At 71.7% G+C, this 5,735-nt stretch carries 6 protein-coding genes; 3 read left to right on the top strand and 3 right to left on the bottom strand.

Annotated features, from left to right (window positions below; translation table 11 throughout):
- Together PKE44_RS11835 and PKE44_RS11830 are read right to left on the bottom strand one after the other, a co-directional pair.
- Positions 1–253, bottom strand: a 253-nt coding sequence (locus tag PKE44_RS11835; protein WP_324551383.1) for a hypothetical protein, incomplete at its 3' end; no start/stop codon positions are given.
- Positions 250–870 carry a helix-turn-helix domain-containing protein gene (locus PKE44_RS11830; RefSeq protein ID WP_324551381.1) on the bottom strand — a complete coding sequence of 207 codons (621 nt, stop codon included), beginning with the start codon at positions 868–870 and terminating at the stop codon, positions 250–252. The genes PKE44_RS11830 and PKE44_RS11835, both read right to left, overlap by 4 nt.
- A 186-nt stretch (positions 871–1,056) precedes the next feature.
- Here PKE44_RS11830 and PKE44_RS11825 point away from each other — a divergent pair, with 186 nt between their 5' ends.
- From PKE44_RS11825 to PKE44_RS11815, 3 genes are read left to right on the top strand one after another with little or no spacing between them, the layout of a single operon-like run.
- Positions 1,057–1,521 (top strand): (2Fe-2S)-binding protein, encoded by a 465-nt coding sequence (locus PKE44_RS11825; RefSeq protein ID WP_324551379.1) that lies wholly within the window; start codon positions 1,057–1,059, stop codon positions 1,519–1,521.
- A 3-nt stretch (positions 1,522–1,524) separates the two neighbouring features.
- Positions 1,525–3,696: a xanthine dehydrogenase family protein molybdopterin-binding subunit gene (locus PKE44_RS11820; protein WP_324551376.1), complete on the top strand. Its 2,172-nt coding sequence runs from the start codon at positions 1,525–1,527 to the stop codon at positions 3,694–3,696.
- 14 nt (positions 3,697–3,710) lie between these two features.
- A complete protein-coding gene (locus PKE44_RS11815) occupies positions 3,711–4,700 on the top strand; it encodes an XdhC/CoxI family protein (RefSeq protein ID WP_324551373.1) in 990 nt (329 codons plus the stop codon).
- A 37-nt stretch (positions 4,701–4,737) separates the two neighbouring features.
- Here the strand turns inward: PKE44_RS11815 and PKE44_RS11810 are convergent.
- Positions 4,738–5,735 (bottom strand): dihydroorotate dehydrogenase-like protein (locus PKE44_RS11810; RefSeq protein WP_324551370.1); only part of this gene is annotated, 998 nt, incomplete at its 5' end.

The raw sequence follows: 5,735 nt of genomic DNA, 5'->3' as shown, positions 1-5,735 counted from the left end.
CCAGCGCTGCCGGATCGTCGCCGGCGTCGGCGGCATCGGCATCGAGGCCGGTCGCCTCGACCGCCGCCAGCGCCGCCGCGGCCGGCAGCACGCGGAAGTCCGGCACCGGCAGCGCGTAGTGCGCCATGCGTGCGAGCTGCCAGCCCTTGCCGCCGGCGCTGTCCATGCCCTGCGCCCGGGCGGCGGCCGGGTCGAGCAGCGTGATCCGCGGGTCGGTTTCCATGCGGGTTTCCATGCAGTCGGACGCACTCATGACGGCTGCTCCGGGCGCTGCGCGGCGCCATCGAGGAACAGGCCGGCCATCGCCGCGAGCGCCGCGCCGAGTTCGTGGCCGGCTTCCGGGGCTTCGAGCCAGCGCAGAAGCTCGGCGAGGTACGCAAACTGCAGGTGCATGACCAGCACGGCCACCGGCAGGTCGTCGCGCAATTCGCCGCGCGCGCGACCGCGCTCGACGATGGCCGTGAACAGCTTGTCCATGCCGCTGCGCTGGCTGCCGTCGCCGCGCGGGCGCGACAGCCGGTAGGCGACGTACGGCGCCATCACGTCGCGATGCGCTTCGAGCCAGGGCGCGGCCAGCTCGAACAGCGCCAGCAGCTGCGCGCGCGTGCCGGTGGTCTCGTGGATGCGCTGCTCGAAGGCCGGCCACTGCATGCGCAGCTCCTGCTGCATCTGCGCGACCAGGATCGCCTCCTTGACCGGAAAGTGGCTGTACAGCGTCGCCTTGGCGATGTCGGCGCGCGCCGCGATCTGCTCCATCGTCGTCGCTGCCCAGCCCTGTTCGGCGAACAGCGCGACGGCGGCGGCGAGGATGTCTTCGGCGGTGCGTTCGCGCCGGCGGCTGCGGCGGTCGGCGGGCGGGCAGGGGTTCATCGGCAGGGACCGGAACGGCGTTCGTATCTGAACGATGTTCAAAATTGAACGTCGTTCAGATAAAGCCGTCAAGCTGCCATTCATCACGCGTCAGTAGCTGCATGCAAGCCGGCGTCTATGGTCTGCCCGTCGTGTCGGCATTTCCCCCGCATTTCCGTCACCACCCCCCCTTCCGAGGAACGCCCGATGACCACCGTGGAAGTCAACGGCCAGAGCCGTGAGATCGATGCGCCCGGCGACATGCCGCTGCTGTGGGCGCTGCGCGATGTGCTCGGGCTGACCGGCACCAAGTTCGGCTGCGGTCGCGGCCTGTGCGGCGCCTGCACCGTGCACCTCGACGGCGCACCGGTGCGCGCCTGCCTGACGCCGCTGTCGGCGGCGGCCGGTCGCAAGCTGACGACGATCGAGGGCCTCGCCCCGGCCGGCGGCCTGCACCCGGTGCAGCAGGCCTGGCTCGACGAAGGCGTCGTGCAGTGCGGTTACTGCCAGTCCGGCCAGATCATGAGCGCTGCGGCACTGCTCGCCTCGAATCCGAAGCCGAGCGATGCCGACATCGACAACGCGATGGGCGGCAACCTGTGCCGCTGCGGCACCTATGGGCGCATCCGCGCCGCCATCCACCGCGCCGCCGGCGCCGAGCGGAGTGCCTGAACCATGAGCCTCGATGTCTCGATCAGCCGCCGCGGTTTCCTGAAGGGCGGCGCGATGCTCGGCGCCGGCCTGGTGCTGGCCTTTCATCTGCCGGCGACGCTGAAGCGCCTGCAGGCGGCGCAGGCCGCCGATGCGCCGGCGAAGGAATACCCGCCGGATGCCTTCATCCGCATCGCGCCGGATGGCACGACGACCATCCTCTGCAACAAGGCCGAGATGGGGCAGGGCGTCTACACCTCGCTGCCGATGCTGATCTGCGAGGAGCTCGAAGCCGACTGGAGCCAGGTGCGCGTCGAACCGGCGCCGGCGGCGATCGTCTATGCGCACCCGGTGTTCGGCATCCAGATGACCGGCGGCAGCACCAGCGTCGCATCGAGCTGGGAGCAGATGCGCCGCATCGGCGCCGTCGCGCGCACGATGCTGGTCGAGACCGCCGCGGCGCGCTGGAACGTGCCGGCCGTCGACTGCCGGGCCGAGAACGGCTTCGTGCTGCACGGCGATCGGAAGCTTGCCTTCGGCGAACTGGCCGAAGAAGCCGGCAGACGCACGCCGCCGGCGAGCGTGACGCTGAAGAATCCGAAGGACTTCAAGCTGATCGGCAAGGCCACGCCCCGCCTCGAAGGTCCGGACAAGGTCAGCGGCAAGGGGCAGTTCGGCATCGACGTGCGCGTGCCGGGCATGCTGTTTGCCGTGCTCGCGCGGCCGCCGGTGTTCGGCGGCAAGCCGAAGCAGTGGGACTCGGCGGCCGCGCAGGCCGTGCCCGGCGTGCTCGCGGTCAAGGCCGTCGCCGGCGGTGTCGCCGTCTATGCCAGCAACACCTGGGCGGCGCTGAAGGGCCGCGAGGCGCTGAAGGTGCAGTGGGACGATGGTCCGAACGCCGGCTTTTCCACGGCCGCGCAGCGGGCCGGATTCCAGAAGCTCGCGCGCGAGCCCGGCACGGTCGCCGTCGCCCAGGGTGATGCCCCCGGTGCATTGAAAACGGCCGCGAAGACGCTCGATGCCGAATACGAGGTGCCTTACCTCGCGCACGCCTGCATGGAACCGCTGAACTGCACGGTGCGCGTCGATGCCGATGCCGTCGAGATCTGGGCCGGCACGCAGTTCCAGACCGTCGATCAGGGCAATGCCGCGAAGATCGCCGGCGTGAAGCCCGAGCAGGTGACGATCCACACGACGCTGCTCGGCGGCGGCTTCGGCCGGCGCGCGAATCCGGCCTCGGACTGGAGCAACGAGGCGGTCGAGGTCGCGAAGGCCATGCCCGGCAAGCCGGTCATGACCGTCTGGTCGCGCGAGGACGACACGCGCGGCGGCTGGTACCGGCCGCACTGGGTCTCGCGGCTGCGCGCCGGGCTCGGAGCCGATGGTCTGCCGGTGGCGTGGCTGCACACCATCGTCGGCCAGAGCATCCTCGCCGGCACGCCGTTCGAGGCCTTCATGGTGCGCGGCGGCATCGATGCGACCTCGGTCGAGGGTGCCTCGGACCTGCCGTATGCGGTCGCGAACCTGCAGGTCGACCTGCACAGCCCGAAGTCGCCGGTGCCGGTGCAGTGGTGGCGCTCGGTCGGGCATTCGCATACCGGCTTCGTCGTCGAGAGCTTCGTCGACGAATGCGCGCACGCCGCCGGCATCGACCCGCTCGAATACCGGCGCAGGCTGCTCGCAAAGCACCAGGATCCGCGCTTCCTGAAGTGCCTGAACCTCGCCGCCGCCAAGGCCGGCTGGAGCCGGCCGCCGGAAAAGGGCAGCGGCCGCGGCATCGCCATCCACGAATCCTTCGAGAGCGTGGTCTGCGAGATCGCCGAGGTCACGCAGAAGGACGGCCGGGTGCAGGTGACGCGCGTGGTCGCGGCCGTCGACTGCGGCACGGCGGTCAATCCGGACATGGTGCGCGCGCAGATCGAGAGCGGCATCGTCTACGGCCTGAGCGCGGCGCTGTACGGGCAGATCACGCTGAAGGACGGGCGCGTCGAGCAGGGCAACTTCGACGACTACCCGGCCGTGCGCCTGTCCGAGTCCCCGCAGATCGAGGTGCACATCGTGCCGAGCGAGGCGCCGCCGACCGGCGTCGGCGAGCCGGGCACGCCGCCGATCGCCGCAGCCGTCGGCAACGCGCTGTTCGCGCTGACCGGCGAACGCCACCGCCGGCTGCCGCTGATGCCGGTCGCCAAGAGCTGACGGAGCGCGTGAGCATGCAGTCGCTCGATCTGGATGTGCTCGCAAGCGCCGCCGGCTGGCGGCGCAGCGGCGAGGCGGTCGCGCTCGCGACCGTGCTCGCCACCTACGGCTCGGCTCCGCGCCCGCCCGGGGCGATCGCGGCGATCCGCGTGCGCGACGGCGCGATCGCCGGCTCGGTGTCCGGCGGCTGCGTCGAGGAGGAACTGGTCGCGCGGCTGGCGCGCACCGGGCCACCGGCGCTGCCGCAGCGCATCGTGTTCGGTGCGACGCGCGAGGAGGCCGTGCGCCTGCAGCTGCCCTGCGGCGGCACGCTGCACCTGCTGCTGGAGACGCTGACCGATCCGGCCTGGATCGACGCGGTGCTGGCCACGACTGCCGCCGGCGGGCATCTGCTGCGCGAGCTGAAGCTCGCGAGCGGCGCGCAGCGGCTGGTGCCGGCCGATGCGACGACGGCCTTCAGCGGCGACGGCCCGCTGCTGCGCCAGCCCTTCGGCCCGCGCTGGCGGCTGCTGCTGATCGGCGCGACCGACGTCGCCGCGCTGCTCGCGCCGATGGCGCAGGCGCTCGGCTACGCGGTCGCGGTCTGCGATCCGCGCCCCGGTCATGCCGGACAGCCGCTCGCCGAAGGTGTCACGCGCCTCGGCGGTTCGCCGGATGACGCCGTGCTCGCCTTCGCGCCGGATGCGCACAGCGCGATCCTCACGCTCGCGCACGACCCGCGGCTCGATGATCTGGCGCTGATGGAAGCGCTCGCCTCGCCGGCCTTCTACGTCGGTGCGCTCGGCTCGCAGCGGACTTCGCAGGCGCGCCGCGCGCGGCTCGCCGAGGTCGGCGTCGAAGCCGCGGCGATCGAGCGGCTGCACGCGCCGGTCGGGCTGGCGATCGGCAGCCGCACGCCGGCCGAGATCGCCGTGTCCATCCTCGCCGAGCTGGTCGCCGTGCGCGCCCGGCTCGGTCAGGGCGGCGTGCAGCCGCAGGCGGCTGCGCCGGAGCTGGCGGCCTGACGGCATGCCGGGCGGCGGTGCCGCCCGGCCGCGTCGTTCAGCGCCAGGCTTCGCCCGGCGCGCGCCAGTTGTCGAGCACGCCGCGGTAGTGGATGCGCTCGTAGGCGCCGGGGTCGGAGATGCGGTTCTCGCTGAAGCGCCCGCGCAGGTCGGCGACCGAGTCGTAGCCGTGCGCGTCCAGCCATTCGCCGACGCCGGCGAGGATGTCGGAGACCAGGCCCGGACCTTCGTTGAGCACCGCGCCGACGATCTGCACGGTGTCGGCGCCGGCGAGCAGGAGTTTCAGCACGTCATCGGCGTGCTGCACGCCGCCGCTGGCCGACAGACCGCCGTTGATGCGCCCGCGCAGCATCGCGATCCAGTGCAGCGCCATCAGCACGTCCTCGGAGCGCGAGCGGATCGGGCGGTGGATCAGGCGCACGCCGTTGAGGTCGATGTCCGGCTGGTAGAAGCGGTTGAACAGCACGAAGCCGCTGGCGCCCTCGGCTTCGAGCCGGCGCAGGAAGTGCGGCAGCGCCGTGAACTGCGAGGACAGCTTGACCGCGAACGGAATCCTCAGCGTCGCGCGCAGCTGGCGCACCAGCTCGATGTAGCGCGCCTCGACCGCCGTCGACGATTCGGCCGGCGAGGCGGCGAGGTAATAGACGTTCAGCTCCAGCGCATCGGCGCCGGCATCGACCAGCGCTTTCGCCTGCTCCATCCAGCCGCTGGCCGAGACGCCGTTGAGGCTGGCGATGACCGGCACGCCGACGCTCTTCTTCAGCTTTTCGAGCTGCTTCAGGTAACGATCGAGCGAGCCGCGGAACAGCGCGCGCTGGCTGTCCGGGTCGGTCGGCAGGCCGAGCAGCTGGCGCTGGGTCACGTCTTCGAGCAGGTCCTCCTCGAACAGCGAATGCATGACGATCGCGCCGATGCCGGCATCGGCGACGCGCTGCGCGAGCAGGGGTTCATGGCCGAGCGGCGAGGCGCCGAGGATCAGCGGATTGGCCAGCTTCAGGCCGAGGTACTGCGTCGCGAGCGAGGGCATGTCGGTGT

This window comes from Plasticicumulans sp. (assembly GCF_035331805.1).
GTDB lineage: Bacteria > Pseudomonadota > Gammaproteobacteria > Competibacterales > Competibacteraceae > Plasticicumulans.
Note: the sequence above shows the minus strand (reverse complement) of the source record. Positions and strands in the feature narration are given on the sequence as shown.